This is a genomic window from Gordonia hongkongensis (assembly GCF_023078355.1).
GTDB lineage: Bacteria > Actinomycetota > Actinomycetes > Mycobacteriales > Mycobacteriaceae > Gordonia > Gordonia hongkongensis.
Genome location: NZ_CP095552.1, coordinates 564,845 through 582,870 on the forward strand (window position 1 = coordinate 564,845; position 18,026 = coordinate 582,870).

Consider the following 18,026-nt stretch of genomic DNA (forward strand, 5'->3'; position numbering starts at 1 on the left):
GGCGTTCACCCGCGGGTTCCGACCGGGCCCGGACACACGGACCTCTGCCTGTGGCGGGGCCGCATCGACGTGAAGGAGCACTCCGTGTCGACACTTCTGTCCACTCCGCCCACCGCTGTCGAACTCGCCGCGTGCCCGACGCCGACGGAGCGGGCCGACCCGCTGCGCATCCTGGAAGCGCAGGCGCAGACCCGGGTCGCCGATCTCGTCCCGGTCCGGCACGCGCGGATGTCGGCGACGCCGTTCACCTTCTATCGTGGTGCGGCCGCGGTGATGTCCGACGACCTGTCGAGAACGCCGGACACCGGGATCATCACCCAGCTGTGCGGCGATGCGCACCTGAGCAATCTGGGCCTCTTCTTCAGCCCGGAGCGTCGAATGGTGTTCGACCTGAACGACTTCGACGAGACGCACATCGGACCGTTCGAGTGGGACGTCAAGCGTCTCGCCGCGAGCTTCGCGATCGCGGGACGTAACAACGGACTCGACGACGCGACCAATCGTAGGGTCGCCAAGACCGTTGCCAAGGCGTACCGGCGGGCGGTCGTGCGCAGCGCGTCGAAGACGACTCTGGAGAACTGGTACGCCGGGATCGACGTCGACCATTTCCTGGCGGAGTTCGGGCCCAAGCTGGACACGTCGATGAGCGAGCGGACGCAGAAGGCGCTGAAGAAGGCGCGGCACCGCGACAGTGCGCAGGCCCTCGCGAAGCTCTGTGTGATCGGCGCCGACGGCTCCGCGCACATCCGCAGCGACCCGCCGCTGCTGGTGCCGCTGCACGAGCGGTTCCCGGCCGAGACCGCCGAGATCGTGGCCGAACGGGTCCGCGAGCGGGTCAGCGCCTACCGCGACACCGTGCCCTTGCACGTGCAGGCGCTCCTCGACCAGTTCGCGATCGTCGACATCGCGTTCAAGGTGGTCGGCGTCGGCAGTGTCGGCACGCGGGCGTGGATCATCCTGCTCACCGGAAAGGAGCTGGGTGATCCGTTGTTCTTGCAGGTCAAAGAAGCGCAGCGATCGGTGCTCGCCGACCATGTGCCGGCATCGGGCTTCGACAACCAAGGGCAGCGGGTGGTCGAGGGTCAACGCCTGCTCCAGGCGACGAGCGACCTCTTCCTCGGCTGGTCGACCGGGATCGACGAGAACGGTGAGCGACGCGACTTCTATGTGCGGCAGCTCCGCGACGGAAAGGGCTCGGTCGTCGTCGAGGCCCTGAGCGCGGAGGGGATGAAGTTGTACGCACAGCTGTGCGGGCTGGTTCTCGGTCAGGCGCACGCCCGGACCGCGAGCCGGTTCCGGATCGCCGAGTACCTCGGGACCACCAAGGGTTTCAGTGACGCCATCGCCGAGTTCTCGCTCGCGTACGCGGATCTCAACGACTCCGACCACACCCGGATGATGGAGGCCATCGGCCGAGGCGAGCTCGAGGTGTACGACCTGGCGGCCGAGGGTAAGAGTTGAGTCCGACAGGGAAGGTCGCCGGTGGAACCGACTGCGCGCGAGGATGAGACGTCGTTGCGGGAGCAGGTCGCCGCGCTGATGCCGCAGGCGAGATCGGATCTCGCGGAGATGGTCCGGTTCCGGTCGGTGCACGACCCGCAGCAGTTTCCCGTCGAGGAGTGCGACGGGATGGTCGACTGGCTGCTGGCGGCCTTCGGTGCCGTCGGCGTCGACGACGCCGCCGCGCATGTCACCAGCGACGGCAGCAAGGCGATCACCGGGTCCATTCCCGGCCCGGAGGGTGCTCCGACCGTCCTGCTCTACTTCCACCACGACGTGCAACCGCCGCTCGGTGACGACGAATGGGACTCTCCCGTCTGGGAACTGACCGAGCGGGACGGGCGGTGGTACGGCCGCGGAGCTGCCGACTGCAAGGGCAACATCGCCGTGCACCTCACCGCGCTGCGCGCACTCGCCGGCCGGGCCGGGGTGACGGTGAAGATCATCGGCGAGGGGTCGGAGGAGCAGGGGACGGGAGGCCTCGAGGACTTCGCGGTCCGCAATCCGGACTTGCTTGCCGCCGACGCGATCCTGATCGCGGACTCCGGCAACTTCGCGGTCGGGAAACCGAGTCTGACGACGACGCTGCGCGGCATCGCGAACGTCGTCGTGTCCGTGGAGACGCTGGGGTCGGCGATGCACTCCGGAATGTTCGGCGGGGCCGCCCCGGATGCACTCGCGGCGCTCATCTCGATGCTCGCGACCCTGCGTGACGAGCACGGCAACACCACCGTCGCCGGACTCGACGCCGACGCCCGGTGGCCGGGTGTGTCCTACCCGCCCGACCGATTCCGCAGCGATGCAACGGTTCTCGACGGAGTCGACCTGGTCGGATCGGGATCGGTGTCCGACATGGTGTGGGCGCGCCCGGCCGCGACAGTGCTCGGCATCGACTGCCCGCCGGTGGTCGGATCGTCGGCGGCGGTGCAGCCGCGGGCGCGGGCGCGCATCAACCTCCGCGTGCCACCGGGGATGGACCCGATGGTTGCGCAGGACGCGCTCGTCGAGCACCTCCGTCGCGTCGCGCCCTGGAACTCACGGGTCTCCTTCGAGCGCGAGGCGGTGGGCGCGCCCTTCGTCGGATCCACCAGCGGTCCGGCGTACGACACGCTCACCGGCGCCCTGTCGACCGCCTACGACAGCGAGGTGCTGATCCAGGGGCAGGGTGGATCGATCCCGTTGTGCAACGTTCTCCAATCGCTGTACCCCGACGCCGAGATCATGCTGTTCGGCGTCGAGGAACCGCGGTGCCTGATCCACGCACCCAACGAGAGCGTCGACCCCTCCGAGATCGAGCGGATCGCCCTGGCCGAGGCACTCTTCCTGCGCGACTTCAGGTACCGCTGAAGCGGTGTAGCAGAGCTGTTTTGAGTTCCGGGCGGCTCGCGGCCACCAGGACGAACGCGGCTTCGCGGAACAACCGTTCGGAATCGCTCCCGCGCACGACGCCGCGGCCGCCGTCCGCGGACACCAACGCGGCCGCGGCATCGAGCGCCAGAGCCGCGGCGTCGGCCCGGGCCGCCAGCAGTGCGGTGGCATCCGCCATCCCGGCGTCGAGCGCGGTTCGGACGACGTCGGCGCGCTCGCGCAGCGCCCGCCCCTCCCGGTGATGGCCGCCGACATCGAGCAGTCCCGCACAGCGCCGCACCAGACCAAAGGGCAGGGTGCCGTTCAATCGGACGCCGACGTTCTGGGTCGCGAAGAATTCCGCGAGGCCCACGCGCGTGACCTCGCGATCGAACGGGACCATCAGACCGTCGACCCGTAGGGACACCGTGGTCGTCGCGGCGGCGGCGGACAGATCCACGGGCGTTGCCCGGACCGCTGCGGACGACCTGCCGCCGACCAGGTCGGGCATGCGCAGGATCGCGGAGATGACGTCATCGGTCGCGGCGTCGCGCGCCGAGATCTGGAGCAGGTCGACGACACCCCAGCCGCTGACGAACGGTGCGTGCCCGTTCAGGAGCCAACCGTCGTCGGTGCGCGTCGCGACCATCCGTGGTGGCGTGGGGACGACTCCGGCGTAGGCGACGCCCGCGTGTAGACGTCCGCTCACGGTCGCGTCGAGGAGTTCACCACGTAGCTCGTCGTTGGTGGTCCGGGAGAGGGACAGGACGACGCCGTGGTGCTGGATCCAGGTGAAAGCGGTGGCGAGGCACCCACTGGTGAGCACCTCGAGGATCTCGGTGACCTCACCGAATTCGAGTCCCGGCCCGCCGGCCTCGACCGGCGCCGCGATGCCGTACAGGCCGGCGTCGGCCAGCGCTCGCCAGTGGGATTCGGGGACCGCTCCGGTGCGGTCCACCTCGCCGGCCGCCGGGAACAGGACCTCGTCGGCCACCCTGAGCGCTGCTGTTCGCAACTCCGCTCGTCGCTCGGCTCCGGCGTCCTGGGTGGTCACGACTCTCACAGTACGACGAGTGTCCGGGCCGGCAGGAAGTTGGACGACTGACCGACTCCGCCATCGCGGCCGCTCACGGAAGTTCGCGTCGCGCAGCACAATCGCGGGACCGGGATCCTTGAAAGTGGGACCAAAGGCCCAAGACCGCAGGTGTGACCGTCGATAAACTCGTGTATCGGGTGGGAGCATTCTCTCGCGTGGAAGGAACCCAGGTGACCGCAGTCCTCAATGGTCGTGACGTTCAGTCGATACGTGTTGTGCCGGAATCGGTTTCGAGTGTAGTACGGTCGGACGTCCGGACGAGTGAGCGGTACCTGCGTGCCGCGGTCGCCGACCTCATCGAACAGAATTTTCGTGATCCCGACTTCAGTGTGGAGGTCGTCGCCCGGCACCTGCACGTGAGCCGCCGGCACCTGTACCGGGTGCTCGCCGGTGGCACCACGTCGCTCGCCGAGATGATCGCCGATCGACGTCTGGAGTGGGCGGAGGGGCTGCTCATGGGTCCGGGCAACCTGAAACTCGAGGCCATCGCCCACGCGTCGGGATTCGCCTCGACGGCGACGATGCGCAACCGCTTCCGGTCGAAGTTCGGCTGCACCCCCGACGAGTTCCGCCGGATGGCGCCGGCGTCGGGACCGGACGCCGAAGCCGGCTGAAACTACTCCGGCGCAGACCTTTTCATGTCTGCGCCGGAGTCGCGTCATCGTATGGCGTTGACCGTCACACCGTGCAGAGCGGTGAATAGTCGCTGCGACCACCGGTGGTCGGCGAGACGAGGAACGTGCACGGGTTGTACCCGACCTTCTCGATCTCCTTGGTCAGGCGACGCAACTCCGAGTTGGGGACCACCTTGTCGCGCGACAGCAGGAATCCCGATCCGCGCGAGGGGTCCCCGACGACCGCGTACCGGTACGGCCCGGCGGGATCCGGCCCGTCTTCGAGGTAGGCGACGATGTAGTTCGGTGCGCCGCCCGGGTTGATGCTGCCCGGTGTCTGTGGGAACCGGACGCTCAGTTGGGCATTGGTCTGCGGGTCGACGACCGTCGCACGGCCGACGACGCCACCACGCATGCCGGTGGGGCCGGTGCACTGGTTGTCGACGCCGATCGTCTTGGCGTCGATGTAGGTGTAGGTCGCGCTGGTGTCCCGGGCGCAGGTGACCCCGAAGAAGGACGGCACGGTGGCGAGCTGCCACCACTTGCCGAGGTAGCGATCCACCTCGACCTTCGCCACGGGGGCCAGCGGTGCGGCTTGCGCCGGACCCGTCCCGGCGGCGAAGCCGACGCTGAGGAGGACGCCGGCGACAAGGGCTGCGAGGGACCGGGTGATGCGCATGGTGTTCCTTTCGGGCGGTTCGTCGTCGCGCCGCCCAAGTGGAGCAGCGTCACCAGACGATTCGGACCGGATGCGCGTCGTGGATTGGTTACCCCGCAGCCCTCGTCTCAGCGAACTGTCGTCACTGCGTCAGAGCGGTCGGTCACAGGTTGTATTCGTTGTTGGGGTTCCAGGTGGAGACAGCCCAGATCACGATCAGGTCCAGCACGATGATCAGGATGGCCCACGCCGGGTAGTAGGGGAGCCACAGGAACTGGGCGATGATCGACAGCGAGGCGATGATGATCGCGGAGATCCGCGCCCAGTCGGCGCCCACCGCGAGACCGCCGGCGACGAGGACCCCGACGATGCCCAGGATCAGGTGGATCCAGCCCCAGGTGGTGAGGTCGAACTCGAAGATGTAGTTCTGGCCGGCGACGAACAGGTCGTCGTTCGCGATCGCCGAGATGCCCTGGAAGATCGAGACCAAGCCGGCTACGAAGAGCAGCGCGGCGGCCACGATCGCGATACCGAAGGCGAAACCCTGCTTGGCCGACGAGTTGGCCTGCTGATCGGGGAAGCGCTCATTGTCTGGCGTGTCCTTTCAGTGGTTGTGCGCCGACTCCTTGGTCCCGACCGACGGCGCGGCGGCACTGGTACGGATGGACCACATCAAGGATGGGATGTGCGACGCTACTTCGCACGGGTTTCAGCCACACCGGGCACATCTTTGACCAGGCGATTTAGTAGTCGGCGGGGGCGGGGTATAAGCTATCGCAGGCTACACACGGGGTGTGGCGCAGCTTGGTAGCGCGCTTCGTTCGGGACGAAGAGGTCGTGGGTTCGAATCCCGCCACCCCGACGCAAGGTTGAGATTGCAGAAGAGACCCTGACCTGGAGAAATCCGGTCGGGGTCTCCTCGTTTCTGGAGGTCCCGGCTGGGATCGCGTTGCGATTTCTTCCGGTTACCGGGACAAACCGCAACGTGAACCCGAAGGTCACTCCGGTTCCTCGGCCGACGACGACCGGCCACCGATGTGGGCCAGGATGATCGGATCGTCGGTGACGACGCGGTCCACCTCCTCGCCACCGTCGCAGCGCAGCAGACCCAGGGTGATTCCATCCGGTCCGTGATGGACCACCCGCCACGACGCCCCCGAATCTTCCCAGCGCAGCAGGTCGTCGAGTGTCATCGGGACGGGCCGGTCACCGACGGGCTCAGCTGCCGCGCGAGGTCGAGGAGATCCGTCGCGTGGAAGTCGTTGTCCGGCGAGCCGGAATCGTCCTTCTCGTCCCCGCCCCACTCGTCCGGCCGCTCGACGAAGGCCGTCCGCAGGCCGAAGGAGCGCGCGGCGTCGAGATCGCTCTGGTGGGTGGCCACCATCATCACCTCGGCGGGCTCCACCTCGAGCAGATCCGCCAGCCCGCAGTAGGTCTCGCGCGCAGGTTTGTAGTGCCGCCAGAGGTCGGACCCGCCGATCACGTCCCAGGGGAACGCGTTGTACCGGGCCATGTCGGTGAGCAGTGCGACAGTGCCGTTGCTCAGTGCGCAGACGATGTGATCGCGTTTGAGGAGTTGCAGACCCTCGACCGCGTCCGGCCAGGCCGGAATCGTCCGCCACGCACGGACGAGGGTGCGGGCCTGATCGTCGTCGAGTGTCAGTGCAAACAGCGAGGCGACGTCGTGCAGCGTCTCGGTCTGCAGGTCGTCGAGGCGACGCCACGGCAGTTCGCCGGATTCCACGCGAGCCAGGATCGGCGAGTACCGGCGTCGCCACTTCTTGGCGAACGCCGCTGCGTCGACCTCCGGTGCGATCGCGCCGACGGCGCCGGAGATCCCGGTGAACCAGTCGGTGACCGTCCCGAAGGTGTCGAACGCCAGGACCTTCACGCGGGGATGAAGGTCAACGCTCACATGGTCTCCCGGGCCAGCTGCGGGAGCGACTGGTCGGCGTCGTAGTCGGCATCACCGTGCGACACAGGTGTGAGGGTGAGCAGGCTGGCCTCGGGGCGGCAGCAGAAGCGTGCCGGGGCATACGGGGACGTGCCCAGACCCGCGCTCACGTGGAGCTTCATCGACGACCCCCAGCTCGACGGACCCTTGACCCGGGAGCGATCCAACTGGCAGTTCGTCACCAGCGCGCCGAAGAACGGCAGGCAGAGCTGGCCGCCGTGCGTGTGTCCGGCCATCACGAGGTCGTAGCCGTCCGCGGCGAACCGGTCGAGGACCCGCGGTTCGGGGGAGTGGGTGAGTCCGAGCCGCAAGTGTGCCAGGGGGTTCGGGCGGCCCGCGATCGTCTCGTAGCGGTCTCGCTCGATGTGGGGATCGTCGACGCCGGCCGCGACGACCCGCACGCCGCTGACCTCCAGCTCGCGGACCGTGTGCGTCGCGTCGAGCCATCCACGCTCGGTGAACGCCGCACGCAGATCCTGCCACGGCAGGGGCTCGCCGTGCGTGCGCTGATGGTCCTTCTTGAAGTACTTGAACGGATTCTTCGGCTTGGGGCCGAAATAGTCGTTGGACCCGAAGACGAACAGGCCGGGCCGCGACAACAACCCACCGAGCGACTGGATGACCGACGGCACGGCCTGCGGGTGCGCGAGGTTGTCCCCGGTGTTGACGACAAGGTCGGGTTCGAGCGCCTCGAGCTCGGCGATCCACGCCTGCTTGAGGCGTTGGTTGGGCATCATGTGCAGGTCGCTGATGTGCAGGACACGTAACGGCGAGGCGCCCGGTTCGAGAACGGACAGCGTCGTGTGTCGCAACGCAAAGGCGTTGCGCTCGATCACCGTCGAGTAGAGCAGTCCGGCGGCGGCGAGCCCCGCCGCGCCGGCCAGAGCGCGCGCGGGTACCCCGGAACCGGACGGACCGAGGCGAGAGATGCCGAGGCGTGCGATGTCGAGTTCGGAGTGCTGCATCACCCCAGAATACGCATCCCCCACGACGATCCCGCCCCGGTTTCGTGAGCAGCGCGGGCGGGGCGTCGATTGTCTGATCGCGGGTCAGCCGGGTAGCTGGATCACCACCGGGCCGACACCGGGTACCACGACGGTGGTCTCGGTGGGGCCGCCCTCGTCCCCGCCGGCGCGGCGGCCGTTGCTGACGTAGATCGTCACGGTGCTGCCGGGCATGGCCGAGTCGGACGGTGCGGTGAAGACCACGGTGCCCTGCGGGCGTCCGCTGTCCACGTCGAGCTCGCTGACCTTGAACCCGGCACCCTGCAGGCGCGATGTGGCCTCGCTGGCGGGCAGGCCGCTGACCTGCGGGATACGGCCCCGGTCGCTGCCGTTCCAGTACTCGCGGTCGATCGGGGGCAGGCTGACGGGGCCGAACTTCGTCGCCACCGGTTTGACGGCCTGGAACCAGGTGCGCGCCGGTTCCATGCCGCCGTAGAGGTCGCCGTCGTAGCAGGAGCGCAGCGGACTGCTGCAGACGCCCTGCGGGTTCGGGCCGTCGCTGTAGACGTACGCGGCGCCGGCGATCTGGTTGGTGAACCCGACGAATGCCGAGGAGCGGTGCGCTTCCGTCGTGCCGGTCTTACCCGACATCGGCAGCGTCCAGCCCGCGGAGCCCGCGGCACCGGCCGCGGTGCCGGCGCCCACGTCGTCCTTGCTCATGGCGTTGGCCAGCGAGTGCGCCAGGCCTTCGTCCACGACCTGCTCGCACGGCGGTGGCGTGAACGGCACCGCGGTCAGGGCGCGCCGGCCGTCCGGTCCCATGACCGGGTTGCCGTACTGGTCCCGCTTGATCTGGCTGATCGACTTGATCGGGTTGGGCGGGCACCAGGTGCCACCCGACGCGATGGTGGCGGCGACGTTGGCGAGCTCGAGGCCGTTGAGCGGCAGCGGGCCGAGGGTGAAGGAGCCGAAGTTCCCGTCCTTGACGTACTGGGCCATGCTCTTCTCGCCGTAACCCGACGACCCGGGGATGGTGTACGAACGCAGGCCCAGGCGGACCGCCATGTCGACCGCCGGTTTGACGCCGACCTGCTGCAGCAGCTTCACGAACGCGGTGTTCGGCGACTGTGCCAGGGCGTTCGTCACCGACATCGACGCCGGGTAGCGGCCGTCGTTCTTGACGCAGTACGCATTGGCGGGACACCCGTTGGCCCCGCCGCTGTTGCCCATGCCCTCGACGGCGATGGACCCGGGGACGGGGATGGTGGAACCGGCGCCGAGACCCTTCTCCATCGCGGCGGCGACGGTGAAGATCTTGAACACCGAGCCGGCACCGTCGCCGACCATCGAGAAGGGTTGCGGCTGCATCGTCTCGCCGCGGTTGAGATCGAGACCGTAGTCGCGGCTCGACGCCATCGAGAGCACGTCGTGCGATTTCTTGCCCGGACGCAGGGTGCTCATCACGTCGGCGACGCCGTCGGCGGTCGGGCTGGCCTGACTCTTCACCGCCCGCACCGTGGACCGCTGGACCTCGGGGTCGAGCGTGGTCTGGATGATGTAGCCGCCGCGCAGGACCGAGTTGCGGGACATGCCGTTCTCGGCCAGGAACTGAAGGGCGTAGTCGCAGAAGAAGCCGTTGTTGTCGGCCGCGATGCAGCCCTGGGTCGGGGTCCGCGGACTCGGGAGCACGCCCACGGGTGCCTCCTTGGCCGCGACGAGCTCGGCGCGCCGTTCCGGGAAGTTGTCGATCATCGTGTCCAGCACGACGTTCCGGCGCGCGAGGGAGGCTTCGGGGTTCGAGTACGGATTCAGCGCAGAGCTGGACTGCACCATGCCGGCCAGCAACGCGGCCTGCTCGACCCGCAGGTCCTTGGCGGGGATGCCGAAATAGGTCTGCGCGGCGGCCTCGATGCCGTAGGCGTTGTTCCCGAACGGCACGACGTTCAGGTACCGGGTGACGATCTGCTTCTTGGCCTCCTGCTTGGCGGCGGCGTCGTCGAGCCCCTTGTCGCGCTTGGCCTGATCGATGAGGGTCTGCTCGAGGGTGAGCGCCATGCGCACCTCGCGGAGCTTGCGCGCGGGTGTGGTCTCGATCGCGGCCTGGCGGTCGGCCTCGGTCCGTGCGAGGACCAGGAGTTGATAGTTCTTGATGTACTGCTGGTCGAGCGTCGACGCACCCTGCTGGACCTCGCCCGACGACGAGTTCTTCAAAGCGGCACGGATGGTGCCCTTCCAGTCGACGCCGTCGTGTTCCAGGAACCGCCGGTCCTCGACGGAGATGATCGCTCGGATCATGTCGGGGGAGATGTCGTTGTAGCCCACCTGATACCGGTACTGGTCGAACAGCACCGCGATCGGCTTCCCGTCGACGTCGGTCATCGTGGTGACCTCCGGCAACGTGCCGTTGAGCAGTTCGGAGGACACGTTCTCGACAGCGGCCGCCGCCCGGTTGGAGACGACGCCGATTCCGCTGGCCACGGGGTACAGCAGGCCGGCGACGAGAACTCCGGCCAGCAGGCTCGCCCACGCCAGCGACCACAGTTTCTTCGACATCACCCCGACAGGATACGTGCGTTCGTTCCGAACATCGTCCTGCCTCGCCCGCGGCATCGGCGCAGCGTGGTCCCGAGCCGACGGTCGGGGTGCCCGCGGGTCGCCGGGCGGATGCGCCGGAGGCCACCGTCCGCGGGCCGTCTGTTCGGATGAGTTTGCACGGTTGTCCCACTTTGTTCGCTCCAGGGGTTGCGCCCCCAAGCACAGATCCCTAGATTGAGTGCAGAATGTGACTCACTTAACAGTTCGTTACAAATGTGGCTTGAGCAGCGAGGTCGAGACGTTCTCGCAGCTACGCAGACACGACAGGTAGGGGTGGCGGATGGCGACAGCGGCAGTTTCCAACGAAGAGGATCGCTTGGCGTGGGTTGCTCAGGCGCGTTGTCGAGGGGGAGACCCCGATGATCTGTTCGTGCGGGGCGCGGCCCAGCGCAAAGCCGCCACGATCTGCCGCCACTGCCCGGTGCAGCTCGAATGCGGTGCCGATGCACTCGACAACCGCGTCGAGTTCGGCGTCTGGGGCGGACTGACCGAACGTCAGCGTCGCGCACTCCTCCGCCAGCACCCCGAGGTCACGTCCTGGTCGGCGTTCTTCGCCGCGCAGCGCCGGCGTCATCGCGACGCCGTCTGACCTCTTCTCCGCCGAGCCGTGTCGAGTGGTTTCGACACGGCTCGTCGCACGCTCCTCGCCTGCTCAACCAGCAGGGGGGCTCGGCGCACGCTCCTCGCCTGCAACCAGCGGGAGGCGGCTCGTCGCACGCTCCTCGCCTTCTCAACCAGCGGGGGACGGCTCGTCGCGCTCGGTGATCAGCCGCGGCCGGTGATCTGCTCGGCCACCGCGCGCAGGGCGGTCACATCGGCCACCTCGAACGGCAGCGCCGGGACCCCGACGATCGGCACCCGCGGGTGCGACGCCGTGAACCGTTGCAGCAGATGGAGTTCGCGCTTCCCGGTGGCGGCCCGATCCGCGTGAATCCGGAGTACACCGCGAGCCAGTTCGTCGTTGACCGATTCGAGGGCGACCAGCGCTGCCTCCTCGTGGATCGACGTCAGGTTCGGGTGGGTCCGGTTGAGGATCAGTCCGGCCAGTGGCATCGACTCCTCGGACAGGCGGTCGACGAAGAACGCGGCCTCCCGCAGGGCATCGGCCTCGGCCGCAGCCACCACCGCGAACTGGGTGCCCGGCTGTTTCAGCAGGGCATAGGTCTTCGCGGCGCGGTCCTGGAAGCCGCCGAACATCGAGTCCAGTGACTGCACGAAGGTCGCCACGTCGCGGAGCATCTCGCCGCCGATGATCGTCGAGACACCCCGCATGGCCAGGCTCATCGCGCCGGTCACCATCCGGCCGACGCCGCGACCGCCGCCGACCAGCACCTTCATCAGACGCCCGGACAGGAACGACCCCAACCGCTGCGGGGCGTCGAGGAAGTCCAGTGCGTTGCGCGACGGCGGGGTGTCGACGACGATCAGGTCCCAGTGGTCCTGCTCGAGAAGCTTGCCGAGCTTCTCCATCGCCATGTACTCCTGCGTCCCGGAGAACGACGAGGCGACCGTCTGATAGAAGGCGTTCTGCATGATCGCCTCGGCGCGTTCGGGAGTGGAGTACTCGAGCACCATCTCGTCGAACGTGCGCCGCATGTCGAGCATCATCGCGTCGAGCGTGCCCTTGCCGTCGATCGCGACCGGCTGCGGGTCGTTGGTGAGTTCGGACATCCCGAGCGACTGCGCCAGGCGCCGGGCCGGGTCGATCGTCAGCACGGCCACGGTCCGGCCCTGTTCGGCGGCGTACATCGCCATCGCGGCAGCAGTCGTTGTCTTGCCGACTCCGCCTGCGCCGCAACAGATCACGACGCGGGTCGCGGGGTCGGTGAGCACCGCGCCCATCTTGAGGTCGAGTGGCATCACGCACCCGCTTTCTGGAGGAGGTCGGCCAGCTCATAGATCGACCCCAGGTCGACGCCGTCACCGAGGGACGGCAGTTCGAGTGTCGGCATCTCCACCTCGTCGAGCTGCGCCTTGGCGATCTGCTGCGCCTGCAGGCGGGTCGCGTGCTCGATCGTCTCGGTGAGCAGGCCGGCCAGGTCCCCGTCGGCGAGCTTGAGTCCGGCGGCGGTGAGGCCGTCCTCGACACGCCCCGCGTCGACCCGACCTTCGGCGATCTCGTCGATCACCTCGGCCGGCAGGTGGGGTTCGCTGACGCGGTTGATGACGAGACTGCCGAGGTTGAGGTTCTTGCCCCGCAGTTCGTCGATCGCCTCGATCGTCTCCTGGATCGGCATCGCCTCGAGGAGCGTCACCAGGTGGATGATCGTCTCCTCCGAGTGGAGCAGGCGGACGACACCTTCGCTCTGGTTGCGGATCGGGCCGGTCTTGGCGAGGTCGGCCATGGCCTGGGTGACGTCGAGGAAATTGCCGATCCGGCCGGTCGGCGGCGCGTCGACGACCACCGCGTCGTACACGCGGTTGCCCTGCTTGTCGGTGTGGATGATGCGCTCTTTGATCTTGCCGGTGAGCAGGACGTCGCGGAGTCCGGGAGCGACGGTCGTCACGAAGTCGATCGCGCCGATCCGCTTCATCGCGCGGCCGGCGAAGCCGAGGTTGTAGAACATGTCGAGGTACTCGAGAAGGGCGTGCTCGATGTCGATGGCCAGCGCGGACACCTCGCCACCGCCCTCGGCGGTCGCGATGCGGGTGTCGGTGGGTGGCAGCGGCGGGATGTCGAAGACCTGCGCGATGCCCTGGCGACCCTCGGTCTCGACGAGGAGGACCTTCTTGCCGTCGGCGGCGAGCGCGAGTGCGAGCGCCGCGGCGATCGTGGTCTTGCCGGTGCCGCCCTTGCCCGTCACGAAGTGCAGGCGAGCGCGCGCGGCGGCCGCCGGCCACTCGTTCTCGCGCGCGACGGAGGAGTTGTCTGTCACGCCGGAATCGAGCGCCTCGCCCGACCCGGATCGTGAGCCCTGTTCGTTGGCCACCGCAACACCTTATCCATTGACCGTCGCCAGATAGGGTGAGTCCATGAGTGAAGTGACCGCGTGGGAATACGTGACCGTGCCGCTGCTGACGCACGCCACGAAGCAGATCCTCGATCAGTGGGGCGCAGACGGTTGGGAACTGGTTTCGGTTCTGCCCGGTCCCACCGGCGAGCAGCACGTCGCCTACCTGAAGCGACCGAAGGGCTGACCATGGCGACCACGTGGACCGATCGTCTGGCCGAACTGGGCATCGAACTCCCGTCGGTGGTGCCACCGGTGGCGAGCTACACCCCGGCCGTGCGCACCGGCAACCTCGTCTACACCTCGGGACAGCTGCCCATCGTCGACGGCGAACTGTCGGCGCGGGGCAAGGTCCACGAGGGCGCCGAAGGCGTCGTTCGGCCGGACGAGGCGACGGCAGCAGCCCGGGTCTGCGCGCTGAACGCGCTCGCCGCGATCCACGCACTCGTCGGGATCGACTCGGTCGTCCGGGTGGTCAAGGTCGTCGGGTTCGTCGCGTCCGCACCGGGCTTCACCGGTCAGCCGGCCGTGATCAACGGGGCTTCGGACGTCCTCGGTGAGATCTTCGGCGACGCCGGTGTGCACGCCCGGTCCGCGGTCGGCGTCGCCGAACTCCCGCTCGGTGCGCCGGTCGAGGTGGAACTGATCGTCGAAGTGGCCTGACGTCTCCATTGGACGTCGCGCTGCTGGTCGTGGCAGCCGCCGCGGCCGGGTGGGTCGACGCCGTGGTCGGCGGCGGTGGCCTCGTCCTGATCCCGGCGATGCTGATCGCCCAGCCGGGGTTGCCGATCGCGACGGCCCTGGGGACCAACAAGCTGGCGGCGGTCTTCGGGACCGCGTCGGCAGCGTGGCGTTACGTGCGGCACGTCCGGATCGATCTTCGTCGCCTGATCCCGGTGTTCGTTGCGGCGCTCGCCTTCTCGGCCCTCGGCGCGACGGTGGCCGTCGTCCTGCCCACCGAGATCTTCACGCCGATCGTGCTGGTCATGCTGGTCGGCGTCGGACTGTTCGTCGCGCTCAATCCCGGCTTCGGGACTGACGCGTCGACGGGACCGCGCTCGCGCGTCTCGACGATCGCGGGCCTCGTGCTGGCCGGTGTCGTCGTGGCCTTCTACGACGGGGTGATGGGTCCCGGGACCGGTACCTTCCTCATCATCAGCCTGACCGCGCTGGTCGGGACGAGTTTCCTGGAGAGCTCGGCGATGGCGAAGGTCATCAACACCGGTACCAACCTCGGCGCCCTCACGGTCTTCGGCCTGCAGGGAAATGTGCTGTGGCTCTTGGGTCTCGGCCTGGCCGTCGCCAACATCGTCGGCGCCCAGATCGGCTCGCACATGGCGATCGGCCGCGGCAGTTCGTTCGTGCGGTGGGTCCTGCTGGCCGTCGTCGTCGTGATGGTGGGGAAGCTCGGGTACGACCTGATCGTCGGCTGAGGTGGCCGGACTCGGCGGACAGCGCTGTGGAACGGCATCGGCCGAACTATGCTCTCCTCGTCGACCCCGCAGCGGACGGGTCGCGACCCGATCGTCGTAGAGGCGGTGCATCATCAGCGATTCGACGGCTTCCGAGGCCGCGACGCCGCTGTCGGGAAAGCAGCGGGTCCTCGCGCTGCTCCTCGCGATGGCGATGTTCGTTCTCGTCGTGGACACCTCGTTCATGAATGTGTCCATATCGGCGGTGGTCCGTGATCTGGACACGACCGTGAGCGGTGTGCAGTCGGCGATTGCGCTCGAGGCGTTGGTGTCCGCCGCGTTCATCCTGATCGGGGGCAAGGTCGGGGATCTGATCGGTCGCCGGCGGGCCTACGTGATCGGTTTGCTCGCCTATGCCGTGGGCGCGTCGGCCATGGCGCTCGCACAAGGTCTCACGACGATCATCGTCTTCTGGGCGATCGTCGGCGGGATAGGGGCTTCCCTGCTCCTGCCCGCGATGCAGTCGCTGGTACACGGCAACTTTCACGGCGGCGACCAGAAGCGGGTCTACGCCCTCGTGGGCGCCGCCGCCGCGATCGCGGCCGCCGTCGGCCCGCTCCTGGGCGGTTTCATCACCACATACCTGTCCTGGCGGATCGCCTTCGTCGGTGAGGTCGTCATCATCGCGATCGTGTTGTGCGGCATCGGTTTGGTCCGCGACGTCGAGTACACGGGTCCACGGGGAGTCGACCCCGTCGGTGCTCTGCTCTCGGTGCTGGGAATGGGTGGGATCGTGCTGGGGATCCTCGTCTGGCAGGAGGGCGGTGAGGCCGTCGGCATCCTGCTGGTCCTGGGTGCCGCGGGTCTGGGCGGACTGACCTGGTGGCTGACCCGCCGGCGGCGCGCCGGGCGGCCCACGCTATTGGACCCGGACCTGTTTCGCTCCAAGCCGTTCCGCCTGGGCGTCAGCCAGCAGTTGCTGCAGCAGATCGCTCTCGGCGGCATCATGATCTCGCTGCCGATCTATCTGCAGATGGTCCTCGAGTACGACGCCATGGAGGCCGGGTTGTCCCTGGCGCCCCTGTCGCTCAGCATGTTCGCGGTCGCGCTGGTCGCCGGTCGGCGGACACACACCCGGCCCCCGTCGACGTTGGTGCTCATCGGTTTCGGCTTGCTCACGCTCGGGGTCGCGGTTCTGCTCCCGATCGTGACGCGGGCGGACTTCGGCTGGGGTCTCGTCGTGCCACTCGTCGTGGCGGGTGCCGGCCTGGGGCTGCTCGTCTCGCAGCTGAACGACTACACGCTCGGGCCGATGAGCGACGAGCGTGTGAGCGAGGCGGCCGGAACCAACTCTGCGGCCGGATCATTCGGTCTGTCCTTCGGACTCGCGAGTGCCGGTGCGATCCTGTTGGCCTCGCTCGCCTTCGGATTCGCGCGCGAGGCAGAGTCCAGCGAGGTCCTGGCGCCCGCGGAACAGCAGCGGGTGGCGCAGGTGCTCGACGACGACGCACAGGTCATGAGCAATACACAACTGACCGAGTTGCTGGCCGGGCAGCCCACGGACGTAAGCGACGAGATCATCCGGATCAACACCGAAGTCCGGCCGGTCGCGCTACAGGTGGCGCTGGTGGTCCCACTCGCTGCGGGTGTTCTCGGCACGATCAATTCGCTGCGGATGCGGAGCAGACCCGGTCGTCCGCGATCATGAGTGAGAACGTCGCTCTGCAACGGCGGACCATCGTCCTGCTGTGCACGGCCCAGATCCTGGCCGGCCTGTCGATGGGCGGAGCCCTGGCGCTTGGGGCGATCCTCGGTGAGGAACTGTCGGGAACGGCGTCCCTCGCCGGCATACCGACGACCGTGGTCACGCTGGGGGCCGCGGCCGCCGGTCTCCCGTTGGCGTCCCTGGCCGCCGGACGCGGGCGGCGTCCCGCGTTGACCACGGGCCTGGTGATCGCCGGGGCCGGTTCGCTGGTCGTGGCCGCCGCCGTCGATCGCGGCTGGTTCGCGTTGATGCTCGTCGGGATGGCCGGGGTGGGGTCGGGCACCGCGGTGAGCCTGCAGGCACGTTTCGCGGCAACGGATCTGTCGTCGGCCGGCACTCGTGGCCGCGACCTCTCGCTCGTGGTGTGGACGACGATGGTCGGCGCGGTGATCGGGCCGGCGGTGGTCCCGATCGGCGCCACCGTCGCCGGGTGGTTCGCGATGGCCGATCTGTCGGGTCCGTTCCTCGTGGGTGCGGTCGGGTGCTTCGGGGCGGCGGCCGTGCTGTTCGTCGGCCTCCGCCCCGACCCGCTGGTCGTGGTGACCTGCGAAACGGACGGGGGTCGTGTCAAAGTGTCGCTGGCCGAGGGGCTCTCGGCGATCACGCACTCGCCGCCGGCGCGGGCCGCGATGGCCGCGGTGGTGTCGGCGCACGCGGTCATGGTCGGGGTGATGGCGCTGACGCCGGTCCACATGCATCACGGGGGCGCCTCGGTGACGCTGGTCGGCCTGTCGATCAGCGCGCACATCGCCGGGATGTACGCGCTCGCACCGGTGATGGGCCTGCTCGCCGACCGGACCGGCCGGATCCCGGTGATCCTCGGCGGTCAGGCGACACTCGTCGTCAGCTGCGTCGTCGGATTCGTCGTCGCGGAATCGCAGACGGGTCTCGTCGTCGCGCTGGTCCTGCTCGGCGTGGGATGGTCGGCGTCGACGGTGGCGGCCTCCACGCTCCTCACCGACAGTGTCGACACCGCGCGACGCGCACCGGCGCAGGGGGTTTCGGACACCGCGATGAGTCTGGCCGGCGCGGCCGCGGGCGCGCTCTCCGGACTCGTCGTCGGGGCCTTCGGCTACGGGGTTCTGGTGCTCGGCGCCGCCGTGATCGCGGTGCTCACGGCGGCCTACGTGGTGCTCGACGGTGTCCGCGACCGACGACGGACCGCCATGGCCTAGGGTTCGACACACGGA

18 protein-coding genes and 1 tRNA gene are annotated in these 18,026 nt (G+C 68.5%); 10 read left to right on the forward strand and 9 right to left on the reverse strand.

The annotated features are described in order from the left end of the window. The first annotated feature begins 84 nt into the window (after positions 1-84). The gene (locus MVF96_RS02495; protein ID WP_137808652.1) at positions 85-1,461 is read left to right on the forward strand and encodes a DUF2252 domain-containing protein; all 1,377 of its coding nucleotides are present in this window, start codon (positions 85-87) and stop codon (positions 1,459-1,461) included. Between the two features lie 21 nt (positions 1,462-1,482). Then, positions 1,483-2,847: a dipeptidase gene (locus tag MVF96_RS02500; protein WP_165630710.1), complete on the forward strand. Its 1,365-nt coding sequence runs from the start codon at positions 1,483-1,485 to the stop codon at positions 2,845-2,847. On the opposite strand, the gene MVF96_RS02505 is transcribed toward MVF96_RS02500, so the two are convergent. Beyond that, positions 2,834-3,901, reverse strand: a complete 1,068-nt coding sequence (locus tag MVF96_RS02505) for an acyl-CoA dehydrogenase family protein (RefSeq protein ID WP_137808651.1) — start codon at positions 3,899-3,901, stop codon at positions 2,834-2,836. The two genes, MVF96_RS02500 and MVF96_RS02505, sit on opposite strands and share 14 nt — an antisense overlap. Positions 3,902-4,113: 212 nt before the next feature. Here MVF96_RS02505 and MVF96_RS02510 point away from each other — a divergent pair, with 212 nt between their 5' ends. Then, positions 4,114-4,557 (forward strand): helix-turn-helix transcriptional regulator, encoded by a 444-nt coding sequence (locus tag MVF96_RS02510; RefSeq protein ID WP_165630708.1) that lies wholly within the window; start codon positions 4,114-4,116, stop codon positions 4,555-4,557. Between the two features lie 64 nt (positions 4,558-4,621). On the opposite strand, the gene MVF96_RS02515 is transcribed toward MVF96_RS02510, so the two are convergent. Then, positions 4,622-5,236 (reverse strand): lipocalin family protein, encoded by a 615-nt coding sequence (locus tag MVF96_RS02515; RefSeq protein WP_068969838.1) that lies wholly within the window; start codon positions 5,234-5,236, stop codon positions 4,622-4,624. A 142-nt stretch (positions 5,237-5,378) separates the two neighbouring features. Next, positions 5,379-5,744: a DUF7144 family membrane protein gene (locus MVF96_RS02520; RefSeq protein WP_247452044.1), complete on the reverse strand. Its 366-nt coding sequence runs from the start codon at positions 5,742-5,744 to the stop codon at positions 5,379-5,381. A 259-nt stretch (positions 5,745-6,003) separates the two neighbouring features. On the opposite strand from MVF96_RS02520, the gene MVF96_RS02525 reads away from it, so the two are divergent. After that, positions 6,004-6,077: transfer RNA gene (locus MVF96_RS02525), tRNA-Pro, on the forward strand. A 136-nt stretch (positions 6,078-6,213) separates the two neighbouring features. Here the strand turns inward: MVF96_RS02525 and MVF96_RS02530 are convergent. The 4 genes from MVF96_RS02530 to MVF96_RS02545 form a co-directional block, all read right to left on the reverse strand. After that, entirely contained in the window at positions 6,214-6,408 is a 195-nt protein-coding gene (locus MVF96_RS02530) for a hypothetical protein (protein ID WP_058251077.1), read from the reverse strand. Beyond that, positions 6,405-7,130 carry a haloacid dehalogenase type II gene (locus tag MVF96_RS02535; protein ID WP_247451100.1) on the reverse strand — a complete coding sequence of 242 codons (726 nt, stop codon included), beginning with the start codon at positions 7,128-7,130 and terminating at the stop codon, positions 6,405-6,407. Before MVF96_RS02535 ends, MVF96_RS02530 begins: the two co-directional genes overlap by 4 nt. Beyond that, a complete protein-coding gene (locus MVF96_RS02540) occupies positions 7,127-8,134 on the reverse strand; it encodes a metallophosphoesterase (protein ID WP_058251079.1) in 1,008 nt (335 codons plus the stop codon). Before MVF96_RS02540 ends, MVF96_RS02535 begins: the two co-directional genes overlap by 4 nt. Before the next feature lie 84 nt (positions 8,135-8,218). Next, the gene (locus MVF96_RS02545) at positions 8,219-10,666 is read right to left on the reverse strand and encodes a penicillin-binding protein (protein ID WP_159371798.1); all 2,448 of its coding nucleotides are present in this window, start codon (positions 10,664-10,666) and stop codon (positions 8,219-8,221) included. Between the two features lie 322 nt (positions 10,667-10,988). Between MVF96_RS02545 and MVF96_RS02550 the strand changes: the two genes are divergently transcribed. Further along, entirely contained in the window at positions 10,989-11,297 is a 309-nt protein-coding gene (locus tag MVF96_RS02550; RefSeq protein WP_004022078.1) for a WhiB family transcriptional regulator, read from the forward strand. 176 nt (positions 11,298-11,473) lie between these two features. On the opposite strand, the gene bagB is transcribed toward MVF96_RS02550, so the two are convergent. Both bagB and bagA read right to left on the reverse strand, forming a co-directional pair. After that, a complete protein-coding gene (gene bagB / locus MVF96_RS02555; protein WP_058251081.1) occupies positions 11,474-12,568 on the reverse strand; it encodes an ArsA family ATPase in 1,095 nt (364 codons plus the stop codon). After that, entirely contained in the window at positions 12,568-13,638 is a 1,071-nt protein-coding gene (gene bagA, locus MVF96_RS02560; protein WP_058251082.1) for an ATPase BagA, read from the reverse strand. Before bagA ends, bagB begins: the two co-directional genes overlap by 1 nt. A 43-nt stretch (positions 13,639-13,681) precedes the next feature. Between bagA and MVF96_RS02565 the strand changes: the two genes are divergently transcribed. From MVF96_RS02565 to MVF96_RS02585, 5 genes are all read left to right on the forward strand, one after another. Next, positions 13,682-13,846, forward strand: a complete 165-nt coding sequence (locus MVF96_RS02565) for a Sp36 family protein (protein WP_004022081.1) — start codon at positions 13,682-13,684, stop codon at positions 13,844-13,846. Between the two features lie 2 nt (positions 13,847-13,848). Continuing rightward, positions 13,849-14,322, forward strand: coding sequence for a RidA family protein (locus tag MVF96_RS02570; RefSeq protein WP_159369926.1), 474 nt, complete (start codon positions 13,849-13,851; stop codon positions 14,320-14,322). Between the two features lie 8 nt (positions 14,323-14,330). Next, positions 14,331-15,092, forward strand: a complete 762-nt coding sequence (locus MVF96_RS02575) for a TSUP family transporter (RefSeq protein ID WP_165630705.1) — start codon at positions 14,331-14,333, stop codon at positions 15,090-15,092. Between the two features lie 187 nt (positions 15,093-15,279). Further along, the gene (locus MVF96_RS02580) at positions 15,280-16,779 is read left to right on the forward strand and encodes an MFS transporter (RefSeq protein ID WP_336284910.1); all 1,500 of its coding nucleotides are present in this window, start codon (positions 15,280-15,282) and stop codon (positions 16,777-16,779) included. Beyond that, the gene (locus MVF96_RS02585) at positions 16,776-18,011 is read left to right on the forward strand and encodes an MFS transporter (RefSeq protein ID WP_247451102.1); all 1,236 of its coding nucleotides are present in this window, start codon (positions 16,776-16,778) and stop codon (positions 18,009-18,011) included. Before MVF96_RS02580 ends, MVF96_RS02585 begins: the two co-directional genes overlap by 4 nt. The last annotated feature ends 15 nt before the right edge of the window (positions 18,012-18,026 follow it).